Origin of the sequence: Salmonella sp. NW884, from assembly GCF_051700745.1 — a bacterium.
GTDB classification, from domain to species: Bacteria; Pseudomonadota; Gammaproteobacteria; order Enterobacterales; family Enterobacteriaceae; genus Salmonella; species Salmonella enterica.
Window position 1 is genome coordinate 145,354 of the sequence record NZ_JAMMDE010000002.1, and the last position, 22,666, is coordinate 168,019.

General features: G+C 54.6%; 34 protein-coding genes. 32 read left to right on the top strand and 2 right to left on the bottom strand.

Annotated features, from left to right (window positions below; all coding sequences use genetic code 11):
* The first annotated feature begins 27 nt into the window (after positions 1-27).
* From NA197_RS05110 to NA197_RS05160, 11 genes are all read left to right on the top strand, one after another.
* A complete protein-coding gene (locus NA197_RS05110) occupies positions 28-537 on the top strand; it encodes a phage regulatory CII family protein (RefSeq protein WP_015386351.1) in 510 nt (169 codons plus the stop codon).
* A 7-nt stretch (positions 538-544) separates the two neighbouring features.
* Positions 545-745: a phage filamentation protein Fil family protein gene (locus tag NA197_RS05115; protein WP_015386352.1), complete on the top strand. Its 201-nt coding sequence runs from the start codon at positions 545-547 to the stop codon at positions 743-745.
* Entirely contained in the window at positions 709-1,050 is a 342-nt protein-coding gene (locus tag NA197_RS05120) for a DUF5347 domain-containing protein (RefSeq protein WP_000963477.1), read from the top strand. The genes NA197_RS05115 and NA197_RS05120 overlap by 37 nt, the downstream gene beginning before the upstream one ends.
* Positions 1,051-1,117: 67 nt before the next feature.
* A complete protein-coding gene (locus tag NA197_RS05125; RefSeq protein ID WP_001744223.1) occupies positions 1,118-1,351 on the top strand; it encodes a DUF2732 family protein in 234 nt (77 codons plus the stop codon).
* Positions 1,351-1,578, top strand: coding sequence for a TraR/DksA family transcriptional regulator (locus NA197_RS05130; RefSeq protein ID WP_039505139.1), 228 nt, complete (start codon positions 1,351-1,353; stop codon positions 1,576-1,578). Before NA197_RS05125 ends, NA197_RS05130 begins: the two co-directional genes overlap by 1 nt.
* On the top strand, positions 1,575-2,426 hold the full coding sequence (locus NA197_RS05135; protein WP_079792110.1) for a DNA adenine methylase: 852 nt from the start codon (positions 1,575-1,577) through the stop codon (positions 2,424-2,426). Before NA197_RS05130 ends, NA197_RS05135 begins: the two co-directional genes overlap by 4 nt.
* Positions 2,423-4,816 (top strand): replication endonuclease, encoded by a 2,394-nt coding sequence (locus tag NA197_RS05140; RefSeq protein WP_039505137.1) that lies wholly within the window; start codon positions 2,423-2,425, stop codon positions 4,814-4,816. Before NA197_RS05135 ends, NA197_RS05140 begins: the two co-directional genes overlap by 4 nt.
* 161 nt (positions 4,817-4,977) lie before the next feature.
* A complete protein-coding gene (locus tag NA197_RS05145; protein WP_001154443.1) occupies positions 4,978-5,166 on the top strand; it encodes a hypothetical protein in 189 nt (62 codons plus the stop codon).
* An 11-nt stretch (positions 5,167-5,177) separates the two neighbouring features.
* Entirely contained in the window at positions 5,178-5,411 is a 234-nt protein-coding gene (locus NA197_RS05150; RefSeq protein WP_001217561.1) for a DinI family protein, read from the top strand.
* A 624-nt stretch (positions 5,412-6,035) separates the two neighbouring features.
* Entirely contained in the window at positions 6,036-6,530 is a 495-nt protein-coding gene (locus NA197_RS05155) for a hypothetical protein (protein ID WP_053216779.1), read from the top strand.
* A gap of 85 nt (positions 6,531-6,615) precedes the next feature.
* Positions 6,616-6,789 (top strand): hypothetical protein, encoded by a 174-nt coding sequence (locus NA197_RS05160; RefSeq protein WP_223195148.1) that lies wholly within the window; start codon positions 6,616-6,618, stop codon positions 6,787-6,789.
* 53 nt (positions 6,790-6,842) lie between these two features.
* Here NA197_RS05160 and NA197_RS05165 read toward each other — a convergent pair whose 3' ends face one another.
* Entirely contained in the window at positions 6,843-7,892 is a 1,050-nt protein-coding gene (locus NA197_RS05165; RefSeq protein ID WP_053216774.1) for a phage portal protein, read from the bottom strand.
* Positions 7,892-9,655, bottom strand: coding sequence for a terminase ATPase subunit family protein (locus NA197_RS05170; protein ID WP_017382378.1), 1,764 nt, complete (start codon positions 9,653-9,655; stop codon positions 7,892-7,894). Before NA197_RS05170 ends, NA197_RS05165 begins: the two co-directional genes overlap by 1 nt.
* Positions 9,656-9,804: 149 nt before the next feature.
* Between NA197_RS05170 and NA197_RS05175 the strand changes: the two genes are divergently transcribed.
* The 21 genes from NA197_RS05175 to NA197_RS05275 all read left to right on the top strand — a co-directional run bounded on the left by NA197_RS05175 (position 9,805) and on the right by NA197_RS05275 (position 22,655).
* Positions 9,805-10,632, top strand: a complete 828-nt coding sequence (locus NA197_RS05175) for a GPO family capsid scaffolding protein (protein WP_053216773.1) — start codon at positions 9,805-9,807, stop codon at positions 10,630-10,632.
* A gap of 15 nt (positions 10,633-10,647) precedes the next feature.
* Positions 10,648-11,796 (top strand): phage major capsid protein, P2 family, encoded by a 1,149-nt coding sequence (locus NA197_RS05180; RefSeq protein ID WP_053216772.1) that lies wholly within the window; start codon positions 10,648-10,650, stop codon positions 11,794-11,796.
* Positions 11,797-11,799: 3 nt separating this feature from the next.
* Positions 11,800-12,453, top strand: a complete 654-nt coding sequence (gpM, locus tag NA197_RS05185; protein WP_006777754.1) for a phage terminase small subunit — start codon at positions 11,800-11,802, stop codon at positions 12,451-12,453.
* A 98-nt stretch (positions 12,454-12,551) separates the two neighbouring features.
* Positions 12,552-13,019, top strand: a complete 468-nt coding sequence (locus NA197_RS05190; protein ID WP_047746799.1) for a head completion/stabilization protein — start codon at positions 12,552-12,554, stop codon at positions 13,017-13,019.
* Entirely contained in the window at positions 13,019-13,222 is a 204-nt protein-coding gene (locus NA197_RS05195) for a tail protein X (protein ID WP_000868184.1), read from the top strand. The genes NA197_RS05190 and NA197_RS05195 overlap by 1 nt, the downstream gene beginning before the upstream one ends.
* Positions 13,223-13,225: 3 nt before the next feature.
* Positions 13,226-13,441: an HP1 family phage holin gene (locus tag NA197_RS05200; RefSeq protein WP_000171565.1), complete on the top strand. Its 216-nt coding sequence runs from the start codon at positions 13,226-13,228 to the stop codon at positions 13,439-13,441.
* On the top strand, positions 13,422-13,931 hold the full coding sequence (locus tag NA197_RS05205) for a lysozyme (protein ID WP_032266129.1): 510 nt from the start codon (positions 13,422-13,424) through the stop codon (positions 13,929-13,931). Before NA197_RS05200 ends, NA197_RS05205 begins: the two co-directional genes overlap by 20 nt.
* 4 nt (positions 13,932-13,935) lie before the next feature.
* Complete coding sequence (locus NA197_RS05210) at positions 13,936-14,313, top strand: DNZ54_00345 family protein (RefSeq protein WP_032266128.1); 378 nt, start codon at positions 13,936-13,938, stop codon at positions 14,311-14,313.
* Positions 14,310-14,738, top strand: a complete 429-nt coding sequence (lysB, locus tag NA197_RS05215; protein ID WP_164848160.1) for an Rz-like lysis system protein LysB — start codon at positions 14,310-14,312, stop codon at positions 14,736-14,738. The genes NA197_RS05210 and lysB overlap by 4 nt, the downstream gene beginning before the upstream one ends.
* Positions 14,623-14,871: an Rz1-like lysis system protein LysC gene (gene lysC, locus NA197_RS05220; RefSeq protein WP_223195149.1), complete on the top strand. Its 249-nt coding sequence runs from the start codon at positions 14,623-14,625 to the stop codon at positions 14,869-14,871. The genes lysB and lysC overlap by 116 nt, the downstream gene beginning before the upstream one ends.
* A complete protein-coding gene (locus tag NA197_RS05225; RefSeq protein ID WP_001039961.1) occupies positions 14,834-15,265 on the top strand; it encodes a phage tail protein in 432 nt (143 codons plus the stop codon). The genes lysC and NA197_RS05225 overlap by 38 nt, the downstream gene beginning before the upstream one ends.
* Positions 15,258-15,704, top strand: coding sequence for a phage virion morphogenesis protein (locus tag NA197_RS05230; protein ID WP_039505111.1), 447 nt, complete (start codon positions 15,258-15,260; stop codon positions 15,702-15,704). The genes NA197_RS05225 and NA197_RS05230 overlap by 8 nt, the downstream gene beginning before the upstream one ends.
* 68 nt (positions 15,705-15,772) lie before the next feature.
* Entirely contained in the window at positions 15,773-16,351 is a 579-nt protein-coding gene (locus NA197_RS05235) for a phage baseplate assembly protein V (protein WP_023223445.1), read from the top strand.
* Entirely contained in the window at positions 16,348-16,707 is a 360-nt protein-coding gene (locus NA197_RS05240; protein WP_023223444.1) for a GPW/gp25 family protein, read from the top strand. The genes NA197_RS05235 and NA197_RS05240 overlap by 4 nt, the downstream gene beginning before the upstream one ends.
* Positions 16,694-17,602 (top strand): baseplate assembly protein, encoded by a 909-nt coding sequence (locus NA197_RS05245; protein ID WP_023223443.1) that lies wholly within the window; start codon positions 16,694-16,696, stop codon positions 17,600-17,602. Before NA197_RS05240 ends, NA197_RS05245 begins: the two co-directional genes overlap by 14 nt.
* Positions 17,595-18,122 carry a phage tail protein I gene (locus NA197_RS05250; RefSeq protein ID WP_039505106.1) on the top strand — a complete coding sequence of 176 codons (528 nt, stop codon included), beginning with the start codon at positions 17,595-17,597 and terminating at the stop codon, positions 18,120-18,122. The genes NA197_RS05245 and NA197_RS05250 overlap by 8 nt, the downstream gene beginning before the upstream one ends.
* A gap of 7 nt (positions 18,123-18,129) precedes the next feature.
* Entirely contained in the window at positions 18,130-20,031 is a 1,902-nt protein-coding gene (locus NA197_RS05255; protein ID WP_053216770.1) for a phage tail protein, read from the top strand.
* Between the two features lies 1 nt (position 20,032).
* Positions 20,033-20,467 carry a tail fiber assembly protein gene (locus tag NA197_RS05260; protein WP_024147848.1) on the top strand — a complete coding sequence of 145 codons (435 nt, stop codon included), beginning with the start codon at positions 20,033-20,035 and terminating at the stop codon, positions 20,465-20,467.
* Positions 20,468-20,600: 133 nt separating this feature from the next.
* A complete protein-coding gene (locus tag NA197_RS05265) occupies positions 20,601-21,773 on the top strand; it encodes a phage tail sheath protein (protein WP_039505102.1) in 1,173 nt (390 codons plus the stop codon).
* Between the two features lie 9 nt (positions 21,774-21,782).
* Positions 21,783-22,298, top strand: coding sequence for a phage major tail tube protein (locus NA197_RS05270; RefSeq protein ID WP_039505100.1), 516 nt, complete (start codon positions 21,783-21,785; stop codon positions 22,296-22,298).
* 54 nt (positions 22,299-22,352) lie between these two features.
* Entirely contained in the window at positions 22,353-22,655 is a 303-nt protein-coding gene (locus NA197_RS05275) for a phage tail assembly protein (protein WP_032233623.1), read from the top strand.
* Positions 22,656-22,666 lie beyond the last annotated feature (11 nt).

Here is a 22,666-nt window from a genome sequence, read left to right on the forward strand (position 1 = left end):
ATTTTGGGATAGAAAAGGATTTACATCATGTTTGATTATCGTGTTTCCAAACATCCGCATTTTGACGAAGCCTGCCGGGCTTTTGCGCTGCGTCACAACATGGCGAAGCTGGCAGAACGCGCGGGAATGAACGTCCAGACGCTGCGTAACAAGCTGAACCCGGAGCAACCGCATCAGCTCACTCCATCGGAAATCTGGCTGCTTACCGATCTTACTGAGGACTCCACGCTGGTTGACGGTTTTCTGGCGCAGATTCACTGCCTGCCATGCGTACCGATGAACGAAGTGGCAAAAGAGAAGCTGCCGCATTACGTCATGAGCGCTACTGCTGAAATCGGACGTGTTGCTGCCGGTGCCGTATCGGGTGATGTGAAAACCACCGCAGGCCGCCGCGATGTTATCAGCAGCATTAACTCTGTTACTCGTCTGATGGCACTGGCTGCCGTTTCGATGCAGGCGCGTTTGCAGGCTAACCCGGCGATGGCAAGCGCGGTGGATACCGTGACGGGCCTCGGCGCTTCGTTCGGTCTGATCTGAGGTGGTTATGCTGACTAAAGAACCATCTTTCGCGTCACTTCTCATAAAGCAAAGCCCGGCAATGCACTACGGTCATGGCTGGATCATGGGGAAAGATGGCAAGCGCTGGCACCCGTGCCGCTCTCAGGATGAACTGCTGGCTGACCTGTCCACAACCAAACAGGGGAAATCATGGCTATTGAAGGCGCTACGGCGACTGTTCCATTAAGCCCCGGTGAACGCCTGGATGGCCTGAACCATATTGCGGAATTGAGGGCTAAAGTGTTTGGTCTGAATATTGAGCCGGAGCTTGAAAGGTTTATTAAAGATATGCGCGACCCACGCGACGTAAATAATAAACAGAATGAGCGGGCACTGGCAGCCATTTTTTATATGGCAAAAATTCCGGCAGAACGTCACGGCGTCAATATTAGTGATCTGACTACTGACGAAAAGCGGGAACTGGTGAAAGCAATGAATCATTTTCGTGCAGTGGTGAGCTTATTTCCAAAACGGCTAACCATGCCGAATTAATCCACAACAGAAATTAATGGCGTAAACCCGCCGGGCTTCTTATTGCCCAAATTCAGGAGAAACAACTATGCGAAATATTGAAACCCGTACCACTAAAACCGGACCAGATGATGCTGGACTCAACCTGCTGCTGACTGAGGCACGCAAAGAAGAACGCCGTGGACGCGCAGATGTGATGGCTGCGCGTCTGGATTCTTTAGCTGCTCGTATCGTGTCACGTCAGCTTAACCACACGGAAGCGGCTGAGCTGCTGCGTCAGGAAGCTGTGAAGATTCAGAACGAAGCACAGGAGATCCACTGATGGCTGATTCAATGGACCTCGTACAGCTGCGCGTTGAAGAAGAACGCCAGCGCCACATCCACACCGCCCGCAATAAAGCGCCGGGCGTTTCCCGTGTTCTCTGCATTGATTGCGATGCGCCGATCCCGCCAGCTCGCCGCCGCGCCATTCCGGGCGTGCAGTGCTGCGTCACTTGTCAGGAAATAGCAGAGCTGAAAGGCAAACATTACAACGGAGGTGCTGTATGAGCACTATCCTGAAATGGGCGGGAAATAAAACCGCCATCATGCCGGAACTGAAAAAACACCTTCCTGCTGGCCCGCGACTGGTTGAACCTTTTGCGGGTTCATGCGCTGTAATGATGGCGACAGACTATCCTCATTATCTTGTCGCGGATATTAACCCTGATTTAATAAATCTATATCGGGAGATAGCAACAAACGCATCAGATTTTATTGAGCGTGCCAAACATCTGTTTAAAACATTCAATAGTGAAGATGGTTATTATGATAGCCGAGATTCATTCAATCACGATAAAGCCCCTGAATGGCGCGCGCCGCTGTTTTTATTCTTAAATCGCCACTGTTACCGTGGTCTTTGCCGTTATAACAAAAAGGGTGAGCTTAACGTCCCTTACGGTAATTATAAAAAACCGTATTTTCCTGAAAATGAAATACGCGCTTTTGCTGAAAAAGCTACCCGCGCCACGTTCATTTGCGCCAGCTATGACGAAACTTTGGCATTGTTAGTGCCTGGGGATGTTATTTATTGCGATCCGCCTTATGACGGTACTTTCAGTGGCTATCACACTGCCGGTTTTACTGAGGACGATCAGTATCATCTGGCCTCTATTCTTGAGCGCCGTGCATCAGAAGGCCATCCGGTCATCGTTTCGAACAGCGACACTTTCCTGACTCGTTCCCTGTATCGCAATTTCACTCATAACCGCATTAACGTAAAACGCAGCATTGGTATTGCTGCAGGCGAAGGGAAAACCGCAGACGAACTAATTGCTGTACTCAAACCGAAAGTATGGGCTGGCTTTGATCCAGCTGGCGGCCCTGATTACTCGGTCGTGCATGAGGTGCGCGCGTGATTCATCACGAAGTTGAAAAGCACGGCGGTGCAGAAGATTCCGCCGCTGCTTTTGCCTGGAATGTACCTAAAAAGGCGATTAACCCCTACATGGACCCGGCGGAAGTAGCGCCGGTTTCTGCGCTTTCAAACCTGATTACTCTCTATGCTGCGGATAACGAGCAGGAGCAGCTGCGCCGCGAGGCCCTGAGTAATGAGGTCTGGGAACGCTATTTCTACAATGAATCCCGTGATCCTGTTCAGCGAGAAATGGAGCAGGATCAGCTGATAAGCCGCGCCAAAATGGCCCGCGAGCAGCAGCAATTCAATCCCGATCTGGTCATCGTTGCTGACGTGAGCGCCCAACCGGCGCACATCAGTAAGCCGCTGCTTGAACGGATTAAATATTTCGAGGGTCTGGGCAAGCCGAAGGCTTATTCCCGCTATCTGCGTGAAACCATCAGGCCGTGCCTTGAACGCCTGGAGCGCGTGCGTACCAGCCAGATTTCTGCGTCATTCCGTTTTATGGCGAGCCACGACGGGCTGGAGGGCCTGCTGGTTCTGCCGGAAATGAACCAGGAGCAGGTCAAGCGGTTATCTACCCTGGTGGCGGCACACATGAGCATGTGTCTGGATGCTGCCTGCGGTGAGCTGTTTACGGATGAAGACGTTACGCCGGAAGAGATCCGCCGGTCATGGGAAAGGGTGGCCGCTGAGGCAATGCGCCTTGATGTTATCCCGCCTGCTTTCGAGCAGCTGCGCCGCAAAAAGCGCCGCCGTAACCCGGTCCCATACGAACTTATTCCGGGCTCGCTTGCCCGTATGCTTTGCGCGGACTGGTGGTATCGCAAGCTGTGGCAGATGCGGTGTGAATGGCGGGAAGAACAGCTGCGTGCTGTCTGCCTGGTTAACAAAAAGGCGTCCCCGTATGTCAGCTATGAGGCAGTGATCCACAAACGCGAACAGCGCCGCAAATCACTGGAGTTTTTCCGCTCGCATGAGCTGGTTAACGCCGAAGGTGACACGCTGGATTTGGAAGAAGTGGTAAACGCCAGCAGCAGCAATCCGGCGCACCGGCGCAACGAAATGATGGCCTGCGTTAAGGGGCTGGAGCTGATCGCAGAAATGCGTGGCGAATGCGCCGTGTTCTATACCATCACCTGCCCGTCACGCTTTCACGCGACGCTTAATAACGGCAGGCCAAACCCGAAATGGACCAGTGCTACGGTCCGCCAGAGCAGCGATTACCTGGTGAATATGTTCGCCGCCTTCCGTAAGGCGATGCACAAAGCCGGGCTGCGCTGGTATGGCGTCCGCGTTGCTGAACCACATCATGACGGCACTGTGCACTGGCACCTGCTGTGCTTCATGCGCAAGAAAGACCGCAAATCCATAACCGCGCTGCTGCGTAAATTCGCCATTCGTGAGGACCGGGAGGAGCTGGGCACCAATACCGGGCCGCGCTTCAAGTCCGAGCTTATCAACCCCCGCAAGGGTACGCCGACCAGTTATATCGCCAAATACATCAGCAAAAACATCGACGGTCGCGGGCTGGCGCAGGAAATCAGTAAAGAAACGGGCAGATCACTGCGCGATAACGCTGAGAACGTGAACGCCTGGGCTTCGCTGCACCGTGTCCAGCAATTCCGCTTCTTTGGTATCCCTGGCCGCCAGGCGTACCGCGAGCTGCGCCTTCTGGCTGGACAGGCTGCCAGAGTGCAGGGGGACAAGAAGGCAGGCGCGCCGGTACTGGAAAACCCGCGTTTGGATGCTGTGCTGGCCGCAGCTGATGCTGGCTGTTTTGCCACCTACATCATGAAGCAGGGCGGCGTTTTGGTTCCCCGTAAACATCACCTTGTCAGGACTGCCTACGAGCTCAACGAGGAGCCGAGCGCCTACGGCGATCATGGTGTTCGTATTTATGGCATCTGGTCCCCGCTCATTGAGGGCCGGATCTGCACTCATGCAGTGAAGTGGAAAATGGTTCGTAAAGCCGTTGACCTTCAGGAGGCGACAGCCGACCAGGGCGCTTGCGCCCCTTGGACTCGTGGCAATAACTGTCCCCCTGTTGAAAATCTGAACAAATCAGGGGGTGATTTACCCGATATTAAAACCATGGATGAGAAGGAGCTGCAGGAATATCTCCACAACATGGGCCATAAGGAACGGCGGGAGCTGACAGCCAGGTTAAGGCTGGTAAAACCGAAGCGGAAAAAAGCATATAAACAGAATATTTCGGATCAGCAGCGCCTGCAGCTTGAGGCAGAACTGAGTTCCAGAGGGTTCGATGGTAGCGAGTCAGAGATTGACCTGCTTCTGCGCGGCGGCAGTATTCCGTCAGGTGCCGGGCTGCGTATTTTATACCGCAACCACCGTCTGCAGGAAGATGACAAATGGCGTCAGTGGTACTGATGCCGCCGCTTTAACAATTCTTGCTCTTATTGATCCGCATCAGAGCGATCTAATTGACAGATAAAAAACGGTTTACATTCGCAAATCCCTACTATACTGTAATTATAAACAGTGGATATATATACAGTTGTTGTGTGTCCGAGGTAGTGATAGGAGGGAAAATGCAGGATTATCTTTTGGAGTCATTGAAGCTCCAGCGCATTGATTTTTTTATCAAGCTTGTAGCGGCTAGTGAGTGCAGCGATGAAGAAAAACGGCTGGCTATCCAGTGGGTGTCCGAACTGACCGACGAGCTGATGGCGAAAATCCGCAGCCATGAATACTGCCGGTCGATGGACGTAACCAGTTAAGGGGAATCTGTATGCGCATTGAAATAATGATCGATAAAGAGCAGAAGATTAGCCAGGCTACACTGGACGCCCTTGAATCCGAGCTTTACCGTAATTTGCGCCCTCTGTATCCCAAAACAGCAATTCGTATCCGTAAGGGCAGCGCCAACGGCGTCGAGCTGAGCGGGTTAAAACTGGATGAAGATAAAAAGCGAGTGATGGAAATAATGCAGCAGGTCTGGGAGGACGACAGCTGGTTACATTAGCGAACGTTGCGGACGATAAAACTGGTTTTTACCGTCCGCAACGTTGAACAACGAGCCACGCGAGGCGTTAGTGCTGTTGTGCATGTCTATGCCGCATGAAATCGCATGATCGTTTGAGGATCGTTTTTGCTCAGGCCCGCCAGAACTGGCGGGCTTTTGCTTATGTCATGCAGGTGCATGAAAACCACTACACAAAGCGGGCAGGCGTGGCGGGGATACGAGCGCGCAGTTCGGGGTTAAATCCCTAAAATCAGGCGCATCCTCCGGCCCGCTGGCGGCTTCAATCCTAAAGGGTAGGGGTAGAGGCAAAAAATATCAGCGCCCCGCAGAAGGCTGCTGGCGCGTTGGTAGGGCATAAGCAACAGATGGCTTTTTGTGCGGATAAAAACAAGTGAGCCAAAAAAGATGTTGAATAGGATGCAAGGTTGCCTGTAGATTTTGTGTTCTATCACAAGTTGCAGTGATAGGTGGCAGACCTTGAAAAGATTCTGCTAAAGTCCCATTAAAGATTTATAGTCTTTGTCCGAAAATGACATTAAAGTAGTCGCCTTTAGTGCTGTTAGTGTAAGGGACAAGGAATTGAACTTAGAGCAGATTGCTAGTCTAAGCATCAGTAATCTTCAGATGCTTCTAGACAACATGAAGATGCCGATAGCTGTCGGTCCTATCAATGACGAAGACTATGTAATCTTGACTTCAGGTTTTGCTCAGCTTGAATGGGATCATGGTTTTTCACGTTATGGAAACCGGGACGATAAGTTTGAGTTTTGTCTGAAACTGTTGTCTGGTCCGCTAAGGCATATTCCATCTGGCGCAGCTTTGTGTACCTTTGATGAGGACACTGGTGTTATTGAGATTCATTTTGTTGAATCCTTCGTGAAGGACGGTGACGTAGGTCATCCTCTTTACGGCAACATGTTTATGATCACGCTTTGGGGTGTGTATCTGTTTGGGGCTGCTGTCGGGTGTACAGAGATTAGAATCCCGGAAGCTCTGAATCATAGAGTGGCTGCCCACTACAAAAAATTTGGCTTCGAAGGTGATATCAACTTGCTTTCGGCACCATTTGCTACAATCAGTGATGTAGTAAGACGCTATATTACTTCTAACAAACAGTAGATAAATTTTTGCGCAGTGGTACAATGCTGCGCCAACCATCCACCACCGGATGATGAGGCTAGGCCTCTAAGAGGAAATCATGACTATGACGCATAGTGACAAGAAAACTCAGAAGCATTACTCAGTATCTGACGTTTTCACCCGTATGGGCGTCGCAATGGAAGAACTACTTCAGGCGGCCCCACACATGATGCAGGAAGGCAAGTTTGAAGGGAATGAGCTGCATGGCAGACTCAAAGAGAAGCAGAAAGCTGCTTAATTCCATACTGCGTTTTGCATGAAGCCCGGACAAACCGGGCTTTTTTATGCCTGTTATTCAGCTTCCAGAGCGTAAGGACTGAAGCTGATCACTTCATCACCCAACCATTCGTTTATCTCTTCGAAGCGCTTTTGAAGTGGGATGAGTTCATTGCGAACAAAGACGCGACTTGCCTTTTCAACATCACCAAATCCGCCGGTATTCGTTGGAATAATCCCCATCAGCTGCGGCGGCACGCGATGAGCTGCCAGCATGTCATCACGGCTCACATTCTTGATGTTAAGAAACTCATCTTTCGCTGCGACTTCTGACAACGGGATGATCTGAATGCCGTCTTTCTTGCCGTTCGGGCTGTACATAAACAGGTTGCGGAAGTTGCCTGGCCCTTTCGATTTTTTCAGCGCTTCGCGTATGTTGTCCACGTCTTTCTGATCGGCGGCGGGGTCGCTCATGTACATGATAAAACCAGCATGGCTACCGTTTAGGTAATACTTACGGCGAAACAGCGTGGCCGATTCATTCAGCAGGGCGGAGGGAATGGCGGAGAGGTATTCCGGCATCCCGTAAAGCTCCTGGTTAACGTCGGGTTCCATCAGGTGAAACACGCTTCCCTCATCGAACTGATAGGGCTGCGAGTTGTAGCCATACTGTGCAAACCAGTAGGTGTCCTGGTCAATGCCACGACGGGTATATTTGGCAAGCGAGGCGCACAGCTCCATGATCTGCCCTAACCGGTTCATGCGTTTTTCAAGGTAGGCATTGCCGAATACCAGAAAGTCCTGGGCGAACCGGGAAAAGGCTTGCTTAGACAGCCAGCGGTGAGGGATGAAGGTACTGGTAAGAATATTGCGTTTTACCTGAATAGCGCTGGAGTGATGCACGGCGGCGCGGTAAGTTCGCGCCAGGCCATCCATGCTGATCGGTGGTTCGTACCAGCGGTCTACCTGCACGCACTCCAGGTAATCAAATAACTCCCGGCGGTCCATCACGGGGATCGGATCGCCAAAAGTAAACGCCTCCGCATGTGCATTACTGACCATGTTGGCCGTATTGGTGGCGGTCTGGCCGCGCGGTGCCTTGCTGCGGTTTTTGCGGTTAGCCATTAAAAAATCTCCACGATGTTGCTGGTACTGGCGGAAGCTCCTGCCAGTGGTTCGTTATAAAGTGCGTGCATGGTTGCCCAGGCTAAATCCGCGTGGCTGGCTTCCTCTGTGCGGGCTGCTTCGTAGGTTGGCCGGTTGCCGCTGGCGGTGGTTGAACGGCGAATGGACATAAAGGACTGCGCGATATCCAGCATCCCCGCATCAAACTCCAGACGGCGCCCGCTGATGATGTCGTAGGCTTTAAGCACCAGGGCATTTTTTACGGTCGGGTTGTAGACAAACTCACGCGCGGCAGGGAAGAACTGCTTAACCGTTTTGTAAACGCCATCGCCAACGCCGGTCGAGTCAATGCCGATGTAGGTCACGTTGTAGCGTCTGGTGATTTCCTCAATCGCTGAGGCCTGGGCGCGGAAGTCCATCCCGCGCCACTGGTGACGCTCAAGGATACGGAATTTACCGCCGGGGACGACGGGAGGCGCAATGACCACGCAACCGGCGCTGTCACCGTTCTGCGTTCCTTTTGCCGGGTCATAGCCGATCCAGACAGGGTGGTATGCAAACGGACGCAGTAAAAGCGGTTCGAAATCGTCCCACACATCCCAGCTGTCAACCATGCAGGACTGCAGCAACGCCAGCGGGAACACGGACGCCAGGTCGTCAACAAACTGACACATCAGCAGGTTGTTGTATTCGTCCGGGCTGTACTCCAGGCGCAGCTGGTCCAGGTCGAAAAGGTTACACCCGCCGTTTACGGCATCTTCAATGGTGACTATCTGGCGGTACTGGCCGTCAGGGCATAAAACGCCGTGCGCCAGGCTACTGTGAGAAAGGTCAAATTCTACCCTGTCGGCTTTCGGGCGCCCTTTATTGAACAGGGCGCCAGACCAGAACGGGTAGGCGCTGTGCGTCAGGCTGGAAGGTGTAGAAAAATAGGTCTGGCGCCATTTTTTGTGCAGCGCCATACCGGAGGCCACCTTACGCAGCTCCTGGAATTTAGGTATCCAGAAATACTCATCAAGATACAGATTGCCGTGATAGCTCTGCGCGGTACGGGCATTTGTACCGAGGAAGTAAAGACAGGCGCCGTTAGGCAGCACCATCGGATCGCCTTTCAGCTCAACATCCACCTCTTTTGCGAAGTCGATGATGTACTGTTTAAAAACGTGTGCCTGAGCTTTACTCGCTGACAGAAAGATTTGATTTCGCCCCGTGGTCAGGGCGTCTATCAACGCTTCACGGGCGAAATAGTAGGTTGCACCGATCTGGCGTGACTTTAAGAGGTTGCGGATACGGTGTTTGATACCAGCGTCCCACCAGTGGCGCTGGTACTCGAACATACCGGCGCGGAAAATCTCTTCCAACTTTTCGATCTGTTCGTCGGTAAACAGGTTTTTTTCCGGCGGCTTGCGCGGGCCTTTATTGCGGTTGGCCACGTTGGGGTTCAGGTCTGCTTCATTCCCGCCATTGTTAAATTTGCCGATCCTGGCCTGTCGTTCGGACTGACGCGCCAGCAAGTCAATTTCTTTAAAATCCTTTCCTTCTTTCTGCTCCTTCATGACGAGCTGGCAGTAACGTGCGGCGGTGGTGAGCTGCATCTGATCCAGTGGGCCATATTCGCCCCACTTATCGCGTTTTTTCCAGCTGTGAACGGTTGCAACTTTCTCGCCCAGCATTTCAGCAATGCGGGCTACGCGGTATCCCTGAAAGTACATCAGCATTGCCTGACGACGGGGATCGAGGTCTGCGGGGGTCAGTGTTGTCATGGCACAAACATACGGCCTCAAATCAGCACTTTCCCCGGCTTCGCATTGTGTGGGAGTTCGCACAAACCCAACGCGTTGTTTACACGCGCCTATCACCGCAAACATAAGGCTCTGAACGTGTTACGAACTAACTAACCGGAGCCGGACCGATGGCAAAAAAATCTAAGCGTTTTCGTATTGGGGTCGAAGGGGCCACCACTGACGGGCGCGTAATTGAACGTGACTGGATCACCCAGATGGCGGCGAGCTATAACCCGCAGGTATACACCGCGCTGATCAATATGGAACACATCAAGGGTTTTACCCCTGATGGGCCTTTCCGTCGTTTTGGCATGGTGGAAAAACTGGAAGCGGAAGAAATCACCGAAGGGGCTTTGTCCGGGAAGATGGCGCTGTATGGCTGGATTGCCCCGACGGACGATCTGGTCACCATGACCGGTAACTGGCAGAAGCTTTTCACCTCAATGGAAGTTAACACCAGTTTTGCCGATACCGGCTCCGCTTATCTGGTTGGTCTGGCGGTTACTGACGATCCGGCAAGCCTCGGTACTGAAATGCTGCAGTTCAGCGCCAGCGCAGAACATAACCCCCTGGCGCGCCGCAAGCTGGACAAAGACAACCTGTTTACCGCAGCTCTTGAAACGCTGATCGAGTTTGAGGACGTGCCGGAAAAAACCAGCCTGTTTACCCGCGTGAAAGAGCTACTGTCCCGCAAAGGCGCCGATGATAACGCCCGCTTTGCTGATGTGAATCAGGCTGTTGAAACCATCGCGCGTGAGCATCAGACGCTGGCGGAGCAGGTCAGCACCCATCAAACCGATTTCAGCAACAAGCTGAGCAATATGCAAAAGGTTGTTGATGAGACAACCAGCGCACTCTCCACCCTGCGTGAGCAGCTTTCCACTCAGGACAGCCGCAGCGAACGCCGCCCTAATGCGACCGGCAATAACGGCGCAGAACAAACCACCGATTGCTGACGGAGCAAAAGCACAATGAAAAAAGAGACACGTTTTAAATTCAACGGCTATCTGACGCAGCTCGCCAAACTCAACGGCGTATCTGTGAGCGATATCGCCTCGAAATATACGGCTGAGCCGTCAGTCGCGCAGACGCTGGAAACGAAAATCCAGGAGTCTTCCTCGTTCCTGCAGCAAATCAACATTATCCCGGTTGATGAGCAGTCCGGCGAGCGTCTGGGGCTGGGTATTGGTTCCAGTATTGCCGGAAATACTGATACCACCCAGAAAGACCGTGAACCCGTTGATCCGACTTACATCGACGGTGAAGGGTACAAGTGTACCCAGACCAACTCTGATACGGCGCTGCCCTATGCGAAGCTGGATTTATGGGCCAAATTCCAGGACTTCCAGACGCGCATCCGTGACGCCATCATTACCCGCCAGGCGCTTGACCGCATCATGATCGGCTTCAACGGCGTGAAGCGTGAGAAAACGTCAGACCGCGCGACCTATCCACTGCTGCAGGATGTGAATATCGGCTGGCTGGAGAAAATCCGCCAGGAGAAACCCGTTCAGGTAATGGATAAGATCGTGTCCGAAGGCGAGGTGATTTCTCAGACTATCCGTGTTGGTAAAGGCGGTGATTTCCTGAATCTGGACGCGCTGGTTATGGGCGCCGTGAATGAGAAAATCGCGCCGTGGTATCAGGAAGATACGGAGCTTGTGGTTATCGTCGGGCGCCAGTTACTGGCGGATAAATATTTCCCGATCGTCAACCGTGACCAGCCAAACAGCGAAGCGATGGCGGCCGATCTCATCATCAGCCAGAAGCGTATCGGCAACCTCCCGGCCGTTCGTGCGCCGTTCTTCCCGGCTAATGCCATGCTGATCACCCGCCTGGATAACCTGTCTATTTACTGGCAATCAGGCTCCCGCCGCCGTTCGGTCATCGACAATCCGAAGCGTGACCGCGTGGAGAACTTCGAGTCCGTTAACGAGGCGTATGTTGTCGAAGATTACGATGGCGTTTGCCTGGTTGAGAACATCGAACTGTTACCCGTGCAGGCAGGTGGCAATGCCAGCCCAGCGCTGACAACTGAAACCATCCAGGAAATCGTCACGGCAGCGGTGAAAGGCGCGCTTGATGCGCAGGCAGCTGGCGGTGCTGGCGCCGGAGCGTGATAAATGAATCCGTTCCGTGCTCACACTCAGTATGTACAGGCACAGGATGCCGCCCGGCAGGGCGGCAGTAATGCCAGCCTGACGGGCTACAACCAGATGCTGTTACAGCTGACAGAACACCGCAGGCGCCTTAAAACCGTCCAGTCAAATGAGCGCAAGGCTCAGCTCAAACGTGAGTTTCTTCCCGCTTATGCCTCATGGATTGCCGGTTTACTGGATGCTGACGCGTCAGGCCAGGACGACGTGGCGATGTACGTCATGATCTGGCGCATTGATGCCGGAGACTATACCGGCGCGCTGGACATTGCCCGTCATGCCATTAAACACGGCTGGGTCCTGCCGCAGCGCTTCAACCGGACCTGCGGGACCGCTGTTGCGGAAGAGTTTGCCGACGCGGCAATGCGCGCTTTTTCTGCCGGTGAATCATTCAGTGCCGCCATTCTTACCCAGGTGCTCGATATCGTTGAAGGTCAGGATATGCCGGATCAGTCCCGCGCCCGACTTCATAAGGCGATGGGCTACGCGCTGCGGGATAACGATCAGGCAGTGGCGGCACTTAACCATCTGAAGCGTGCCCTGCAGCTGGATAACAGTTCTGGCGTCAAAACCGAAATCAACAAGCTTGAAAGCCGATTGCGACAGGCAATGTCGGCTTAACGAATCGTGCCAACGCGCGGGGCGGCACGGGGTGGCGACAGGCTTTATGCCGCGTCAAAACCCCGTCCACCGCCCAACTATTTGGGAGTGCCAGAAATATGCAATTCGTTTCGCCGGAACAGGCCGGGGAAAGTACCCAGGACGTGATTAAAAACACCAGTTTCTGGCCTGATGTCAGGGTTTCAGAGTTCCGCCGTGATATGCGCATGGATGGGAGTGTCACCGATCCACGCCTGCGTCTGGCGTTGCTGACAGCGATTGCTGAAGTTAACGCCGATCTTTATGAGTTCCGCGAGAAACAACGGGCGCAGGGGTATGAGAGCCTGGCCGACGTCCCTGCTGATGTGATCGACGGCGAAAGCCAGCGGCTCATGCTGTATCGCCGTGCGGTGTTTTGCTGGGCAAAAGCAAACCTGGTTGAGCGCTATCGCGATTTTGACGCAACCGGCGACGGAAGCAAGAAAGCCGAAGATATCGAAACAACCTTAGGCGAGCTGTGGCGCGATGTGCGCTGGGCAGAGTCCCGCCTGCGCGATATGCCGCATATGACGGTGGAGCTGATTTGATGAAAGTGCGTGCGCATCAGTATGACACGGTGGACGCACTCTGCTGGCGCCATTACGGACGCACGCAGGGAGTCACTGAACAGGTGCTGCAGGCGAATCCGGGGCTGGCTGAATATGGCCCCTTTTTACCGCACGGGCTGCAGGTGGAGCTGCCGGACATTACGGCGTCAACCACGGCGCAGACCGTCCAGCTATGGGACTGAATTATGACGCTTGAACGAATCAGCGCCTTTATCACTTACTGCATCGCCGTGCTGCTGGCATGGCTGGGCGATCTGTCGCTCAAGGATGCGTCAACGGTTGGCGGCGTACTGATTGGCGTGCTGATGCTGGCTATCAACTGGTACTACAAACACCAGTCTTTCAAATTGTTACGTGGCGGCAAAATTTCGCGGGGGGAATATGAATCCTTCAATCGTTAAGCGCTGCCTTGTCGGGGCGGTGCTGGCTATCGCCGCCACGCTGCCCGGATTTCAGTCGCTTCATACCTCCGTTGAGGGGCTGAAACTGATTGCCGATTACGAGGGATGCCGCCTGCAGCCTTATCAGTGCAGCGCGGGCGTGTGGACTGACGGGATCGGCAATACGTCCGGTGTGGTGCCGGGCAAAACTATCACGGAACGGCAGGCGGCGCAGGGGTTAATAAACAATGTGCTGCTGACTGAAAAAAGGCTGGATGCCTGCCTGACAGTGAAGCCCCCGCAACATGTCTACGATGCGCTGGTGAGCATTGGTTTCAATGTGGGGACCGGCGCGATCTGCAGGTCAACCATGGTGTCATTTATCAATCGCCAGCAGTGGTGGCAGGCATGCAACCAGCTACCTCGCTGGATTTACGTTAACGGTGTGAAAAATAAAGGTCTGGAGAACCGCCGCGCGCGGGAAATGGCCTGGTGCTTAAAAGGAGCATAACGGAATGAAAAAGAAAGTCATGAGCGTTTTTTTCCAGCTGGCATGGGTTGCGCTGTTGGTTATCAGCCTGCTGTATCCGCGCAGCGGTGCGCCGGTTCTGGTTGGTGCGTCTGTCCAGGTGTCATGCTTCCTCGCCTGGCTGCTTGCTGCGCTGTGCACCGTCGGGTGGTTCGCCGGAGATCGGGCGCGCGATGAGGTCAGGGCGGCATTGCTGAAATTCAGGGCGCACCCCGTAAAACCCGTGCGTACATGGGTAATCAGGCTGCTTATTGTTCTGTGCCTGGCGTTTTCGGGATGGGTGATCACCCTGGTCTTCTACCTGCTGACTCTGGTTTTGTATCAGATTGCCCGCGCGCAGCTTCATGAGCCGATGGCGGCCTGATGCGTGCGCTGGCGGTAGTGCTGGCCCTGGCACTTGCGGCGCTGGGCTGGCAGTCGTGGCGGCTTAACAATGCCAGCCACACCATCGAGACGCAGGGCGTGGCGCTGAAAAGCAAAGCGCAGGAGCTGACGAAGAAAAACAGCCAGCTAATCGGCCTGTCCATTCTGACCGAAACCAACAGCCGGGAGCAGACGCGGCTTTATGCGGCAGCGGAACAGACCACCGCACTGCTGCGAAGCCGTCAGCGCCGGATCGAGGAACTGAAACGTGAAAACGAGGATTTGCGCCGCTGGGCTGACACTCCTTTGCCTGCTGACATTATCCGGCTGCGGGAGCGTCCGGCCCTTGCCGGAGGTGCAGCTTACCGTGAGTGGCTGTCCCAGAGTGACGCAGTGCCGCCTGGAAAGGTCAGCGCCGCGCAGTAACGGCGATCTGAATGCGGTGCTGGATGAAACTGAGGCCGCCTGGGCGGTCTGTGCTGACAAAGTGGACACGATTATTGCGTGTCAGGAGCGAGACAGTGAACAAACCGCAGTCCTTACGCAGCGCCCTGAATAAAGCGGTTGCCTATGTCCGGGACAACCCGGACAAGCTGCACCTTTTCGTTGATAACGGCTCACTGGTGGCAACAGGAGCCAGCTCCATGTCATGGGAATACCGCTACACCCTGAATGTGGTGATCGAGGATTTCAGCGGCGACCAGAATCTGCTGATGGCTCCAGTCCTGCTGTGGCTCAGTACCAGCCAGCCGGATGCCATCAACAACCCGGATCTGCGCGAAAAACTGTTCACCTTTGAAGTGGATATTCTGCGCAACGATGTGTGCGATATCAGTATGAATCTGCAACTGACTGAGCGTGTGCTGGTCAGCACTGACGGCAGCGTGTCGAGCGTTGAAGCGGTGCCGGAGCCGGACGAACCCGAAGAAATGTGGACGGTGAAACGTGGATGAGCTGCAGAGGGTGGATGACTGGCTGACGGCGCTGCTGGCAAATCTGGAGCCTGCTGCACGCAACCGTATGATGCGGCAACTGGCGCAACAGCTGCGCCGGACGCAGCAGCAGAACATCAGGCTACAGCGTAATCCTGACGGCAGCGGCTATGAGCCGCGACGGGTGACAGCCCGCAGCAAGAAGGGGCGCATCAAACGCCAGATGTTTGCAAAGCTTCGCACCACAAAATACCTGAAAACCGCCGCCAGTGCGGACTCCGCCAGCGTGCAGTTTGATGGCAAGGTGCAGCGCATTGCCCGTGTTCACCATTACGGCCTGCGTGATCGCGTCAGCCGAAAAGGCCCGGAGGTCCGCTACGCAGAGCGCCGCTTGTTAGGCGTGAATGATGAGGTGGAAACCATCACCCGTGACACTCTGCTGCGCTGGCTGGCGGGGTGATCTTTGTGTCACCGCTGGCACAAGCGCCCACGCTGCCTCCCTTTCCCCTCTGATGGCAACCTTTCGTTATGAATGCACAACTGACCGAAATCATGCGCCTTATCACTAACCTGATCCGCACCGGCACCGTGACCGAAGTGGACCGGGAAAACTGGCTGTGCCGGGTGAAAGTGGGCGAGCTTGAAACTAACTGGATTAACTGGCTGACGCTGCGTGCCGGTGGCGCCCGTACATGGTGGTGCCCGTCGCCGGATGAGCAGGTGGTGGTGCTGAGCATGGGCGGCAATCTGGAAACCGCTTTTGTGCTGCCCGCCATCTACTCCAATCAGTTTGCGCCGCCGTCGGATTCTGTGGACGGCTGCGTGACGGAGTACCCGGACGGGGGCTGGTTTGAGTATGAACCCGCCACCGGGCGGTGGCATGTCCGGGGTATCAAATCCATGGTGATCGAGGCGGCGGACAATATCACCCTCAAAACCGGTGAGTTTGTGGTGGAGGCTGATACCACGCGCATTAACAGCGAGATGGTGATCAATGGCGGCGTCACCCAGGGCGGCGGCGCGATGAGTTCCAACGGGATCGTGGTGGATAAACACGGTCACACCGGCGTGAAGTCCGGCGGTGATACGTCAGGAGGCCCGGTATGACGCTGTATATCGGCATGAGCCAGGGTAACGGCAAGGCCATTACTGATACGGACCATCTGCGCCAGTCAGTGCGGGATATTCTGCTGACGCCGCAGGGCAGCCGGATTGCCCGTCGGGAATATGGTTCCCTGCTATCCGCCCTGATTGACCAGCCGCAGAACCCGGCGCTACGCCTGCAGGTCATGTCTGCGGTCTATGTGGCGCTGAGTCGCTGGGAGCCACGGCTTACGCTGGATTCCATCACCATCAGCAGCAATTTTGACGGCTCCATGGTGGTTGAGCTTACCGGGCAGCGCAATAACGGCGCGCCGGTTTCCCTTTCGGTAACTACAGGAGCAGACAATGGCAGTGATTGACCTTTCCCGGTTGCCCGCGCCGCAGATAGTGGACGTGCCGGATTTTGAGACGCTGCTGGCTGAGCGCAAAGCCGCTTTTGTGGCCCTTTATCCGGCGGATGAGCAGGACGCGGTACGGCGCACGCTGGCGCTGGAATCTGAACCCGTCACCAAGCTGCTGCAGGAAAGCACCTACCGCGAAATCCTGCTGCGCCAGCGTATTAACGAGGCCGCGCAGGCGGTCATGGTGGCGTATGCCATCGGCGGCGATCTCGATCAGCTGGCAGCTAACTACAACGTGAAGCGCCTGACGGTAGTACCTGCCGACAATGACGCTGTGCCGCCGGTTGCTGCCGTCATGGAAAGCGATGAGGAGCTGCGTCTGCGTGTCCCGGCTGCATTTGAGGGATTGTCCGTTGCGGGACCGACGGCGGCCTATGAGTTTCACGCCAAAAGCGCGGACGGGCGCGTGGCAGATGCCAGCGCAACCAGCCCGGCACCGGCGGAGGTGGTGCTTACCGTGCTGAGCCGTGAGGGTGACGGTACGGCAGAGGCTGATCTGCTGGCGGTGGTGGAGCAGGCGCTTAACAGCGAGAACGTGCGCCCGGTGGCGGACCGCCTGACGGTGCGCAGCGCCGAAATTATCCTGTACAGCGTGGATGCAACGATTTTTCTTTATCCGGGACCGGAGGCTGAGCCGGTGATGGCAGAAGCAAAAGCCAGCCTGCAGAAGTACATCGCCAGTCAGACGCGGCTGGGCCGTGATATCCGTCGCAGTGCCATTTATGCCGCGCTGCACGTTGAGGGCGTCCAGCGTGTGGAGCTGGCCTCCCCGCTTGCAGATGTTGTGCTGGATAAGACGCAGGCGGCGTCCTGTACTGAATGGAGCGTAACCAACGGGGGCACGGATGAATAGCCTGCTGCCGCCCGGTTCATCGCCGCTTGAGCGCCGACTGGCGCAGACCTGCAGCGGTATTTCAGATCTGCAGGTGCCGCTGCGCGATTTGTGGAACCCGGCAACGTGTCCGGTCAGATTTCTGCCGTATCTGGCGTGGGCGTTTTCCGTTGACCGCTGGGATGAGAACTGGCCGGAAGAAACCAAACGTGACGTTATTCGCAGTGCGTATTTCATTCACTGCCACAAAGGCACGATAGGCGCAGTCAGGCGAGTTATTGAGCCGCTCGGTTACATCATCAACGTTACGGAATGGTGGGAGACAGGCGACCCGGCAGGCACATTTCGTCTTGATATTGGTGTACTGGAAAGCGGTATTACTGAGGAAATGTATTTAGAAATGGAGCGGCTCATTGCAGATGCAAAGCCAGCCAGCCGCCATCTTATCGGCCTCAATATTATTCAGGATGTGCCTGGCTATCTGTACACCGGCGCGTTGACGTATGACGGCGACATCATCACGGTTTACCCGGATAAGTGAGAGGACAATGACAGTAAAATATAAAACGGTCATCACCAAAGCCGGTGCAATCAAGCTGGCTGCAGCGACCGTCCCGAACGGGAAAAAAGTGAATTTTACGGCGATGGCAATCGGCGACGGTGGCGGTACATTGCCGGTGCCTGATGCCAACCAGACAAAGCTCGTCAATGAAGTCTGGCGCTATAAACTGAACAAAATCAGCCAGGACAATAAGCATCAAAATTATGTGGTCGCGGAGCTGCTTATCCCGCCTGAAACCGGCGGTTTCTGGATGCGCGAAATGGGGCTCTATGACGACACTGGCACGCTGATTGCCGTCGGTAACATGGCGGAAAGCTATAAACCTAAACTTGATGAGGGGTCAGGCCGCGCACAGACCGTGCGTATGGTCATCATGGTAAGCGATATCGAGTCAGTCGAGCTGACGATTGATACCTCAACGGTGATGGCAACGCAGGACTATGTCGACGATAAGCTCGCTGAGCATGAGCAGTCCCGCCGTCATCCTGACGCCACGCTCACTGAAAAGGGTTTCACGCAGCTCAGCAGTGCGACCGACAGCGCGTCTGAGGCGCTCGCAGCAACGCCGAAAGCGGTTAAGGCGGCGTATGACCTTGCTAATGGTAAATATACGGCTCAGGACGCAACCACGGCGCAAAAGGGTATCGTCCAGCTCAGCAGTGCAACCGATAGTACGTCTGAGACGCTCGCAGCGACCCCGAAAGCGGTGAAAATCGCAATGGAGAATGCCAGTGCGCGACTCGCAAAAGAAAGGAATGGCGCTGATATTCCTGATAAGCCTATGTTTGTTCAGAATATTGGGCTGGGAAATGTGCTTTTCAAAGGTGACGGACGGTTCCTCGCGGGAACATTCGTCAGTGATGACGTTGACCGGGTCTCTATCGGTGCGCGGGCGGCTACAGGCTGTCAGTTTATGCGTGCGCATCAGGCTCCTGATGCACCAGATCAGGTAAGTTACTGGCAAATTATCACTCTTACTGAGGTCGTGAGTCCCACGTCCGTGGTGGATGTGCTGGCCATCAGTGGCAATAACGTATTGTTTGGTCATGGCACCGGTGCGGGTATTACCTCATGGCGTAATGTGGCGATGCTGGAAGGTGCTGCCTTTACAGGGGATATTTCCGCTTCCAATGTACGCGGCAGCACTTCTGTCACAGTTGGGGATGGCACAGGAGGACTGACTAAAGGTGGCGCTGATGGGGCTGGGTTTGACGGTAACAACCTGAATATCAAGTCCTGGAATGGTATTGGCTTTCAGTGCTCTTCAGATGACGTTATCCGGGCTTATATCAGCACAAAACTAGGGATTATCGCGGCCAGTGAATCTGTGTATGCAGGTAGCGCTAATCTGTATAAAAACGGTGATGTCTATGGTGACAAATGGAGCACCGGAAATGGTCCTAACTGGCTGAGTTTGTTCCTGGAACATCATGATTCACAAATCAGAAATGATCTGACGACATGGACATCAAATAATTTTCCGACAAAATCTGATGTTTCAGGCGCTCTTTCATTAAAACCAGGGCGTCAGTACATCACTCAGATCGGTGTTTATCAGAATGACAAAACAAAGCCATTTATGCTTCATGATGATAACAGTGGAATATTCCTGGCACCTATGTCCTCAGCAGGATTAGGTGCGAATGGATGGCATAAAGATTCCTCCACCGGGGTGATTACACAGTGGGGTTCTGGCAATGTCCCCGGAAGTCAACAGCAACGAGTTAACTTCCCAATGACATTTCCCAATACCTGTACGACTGTTATTGCCAGTGACACAGGAGCTGGCTCAATAGCCCTATCAACTATGTCAAAGGATAATGGCGGTTTTACTGTTAGGGGTGCTTCGTCAACTTTTGGCTTCAACTGGTTTGCAATGGGATACTGACATGTCACAAGAAAGCAGAAGTAACATGTATATTTACGATGCCAAAACAAATGGCTTTTATGCGGTCTTGCTTAAAGAAAGCTATGAGTTGGCAGGGACATGGCCAAAGGCTGGAGTAGAAGTTACTGAAGAAGAGCACAAGGCTCTGATGGATGGCCAGTCAACAGGAAAAGTAGTTTCAGCCGATAGTGAAGGTAAGCCGGTTCTTACTGATATAGAGATTGATTATGTTGCTTTAGCAACAGCAGAACGCGACAGGCGCTCGGCTGCTGTCACGGCAAAAATCAATCAGCTTATGGAAGCTCAGGATGATAACGATATTACGGCGACAGAACTGCTGGAACTTTCAGCACTGCGAGAATATCGAACTAAACTAAGACGAATGGATTTAACTGCTGCGCCGGATATTAACTGGCCTGAACCTCCCGAAGATTAATCCCGTCCCCGCAACTGCGGGGATTTTTTTACCCCTTCCATTGTGCCATTCACCATACATAGCCCGGCGCGTGCGCAGCGTGCATATCAACCAGAACATAGGCACACCCCCTGTAAACCGGAGAGACTGCCATATGGCTCAGGATTACCACCACGGGGTGCGCGTTGTTGAAATCAACGAGGGCACCCGACCTATCACCACGGTGAGCACCGCCATCGTGGGCATGGTCTGCACCGGCGATGATGCTGATGCGTCCATGTTTCCCCTCAATAAGCCGGTTCTGCTGACCGATGTGCTGACCGCCAGCGGTAAAGCGGGTGAGTCCGGCACGCTGGCCCGTTCGCTGGATGCGATTGCAGACCAGGCTAAACCCGTAACCGTCGTTGTGCGCGTGGCGCAGGGCGAAACCGAAGCGGAAACCACCTCCAACATTATCGGCGGCGTGACCGCTGATGGTAAAAAAACGGGCATGAAAGCGCTGCTTTCGGCGCAGTCGCAGCTGGGCGTCAAGCCGCGAATCCTCGGCGTGCCGGGACACGACACGCAGGCGGTTGCTACTGAACTGTTGAGCGTGGCGCAGAGTCTGCGCGGGTTTGCCTACCTGTCAGCCTACGGCTGCAAAACGGTGGAAGAAGCGATTGCCTACCGCGCTAATTTCAGCCAGCGCGAGGGGATGCTGATTTGGCCTGACTTCATCAACTTTGACACCGTGCTGAATGCAGATGCGACGGCCTATGCCTCCGCCCGCGCGCTCGGCCTGCGCGCCAAAATTGACGAGCAGACCGGCTGGCACAAAACCCTGTCCAACGTGGGCGTGAACGGCGTCACCGGAATTTCCGCCGATGTGTTCTGGGATCTGCAGGACCCTGCAACCGATGCGGGACTGCTCAACCAGAATGACGTCACCACGCTTATCCGCAAAGACGGCTTCCGCTTCTGGGGTTCCCGATGCCTCAGTGACGATCCGCTGTTTGCCTTTGAGAACTACACCCGCACGGCGCAGGTGCTGGCAGACACCATCGCAGAAGCGCACATGTGGGCGGTAGATGGCGTGCTCAACCCGTCGCTGGCCCGTGACATTATCGAAGGTATCCGCGCCAAGCTGCGCAGCCTGAAAACGCAGGGCTACATCATCGGCGCAGACTGCTGGCTGGATGAGTCGGTGAACGATAAAGACTCCCTGAAAGCCGGGAAACTCACCATCGACTACGACTACACGCCTGTGCCGCCGCTTGAAAATCTGATGCTGCGCCAGCGCATCACCGATCGCTACCTGGTCGATTTTGCCAGCCGTGTCAGCGCATAAGGGGGATACATGGCATTACCACGCAAGTTAAAACACCTGAACCTGTTCAACGACGGGAACAACTGGCAGGGGATCGTTGAGTCTCTGACCCTGCCGAAATTCACCCGCAAGTTTGAGAAGTATCGCGGCGGCGGTATGCCGGGCGCAGTGGATGTGGACATGGGGCTGGATGACGGCGCACTGGACACGGAATTTTCAATCGGCGGCACCGAACTGCTGTTATTCAAGCAGATGGGCAAGGCAACCGTTGACGGCATCCAGCTGCGTTTCACCGGTTCCATTCAGCGTGACGATACTGGCGAAGTGCAGGTCGTTGAGCTGGTTGTGCGCGGGCGTCATAAAGAAGTGGATTCCGGTGAGTGGAAAACCGGCGAGAGCAGCAGCACCAAGGTCAGTAGCACCAACAGCTACGCGAAGCTGACCATTAACGGCGAAGTGCTCTATGAGGTCGATCTGGTCAACATGGTTGAAATCGTTGACGGCGTGGACCTGATGGAAGAACACCGTAACGCCCTCGGCCTCTGATTAACCTTAACGGCGCGGGCAGCCGCGCCAGTAGTTTATTAACAGGAAACGAACATGAGCGACAAACTGACTGAAAAGACCGTAAAACTGGATACTCCCATCATGCGCGGTAAAACTGAAATTACCGAAATTGTGCTGCGCAAGCCGCAGTCCGGCGCACTGCGTGGCACCCGTCTGCAGGCCATTATGGATATGGACGTGGGCGCGATGATGACTGTGATCCCGCGAATCTCCACTCCGACGCTGACCGCGCAGGAAATGGCAGAGCTGGACCCCGCCGATCTGACAGCAATGGCTGTAGAGGTGGTGACTTTTTTGTTGCCGAAGTCGGTGCTTGCCGATTTGCCGACAACCTGACGGTTGATGAT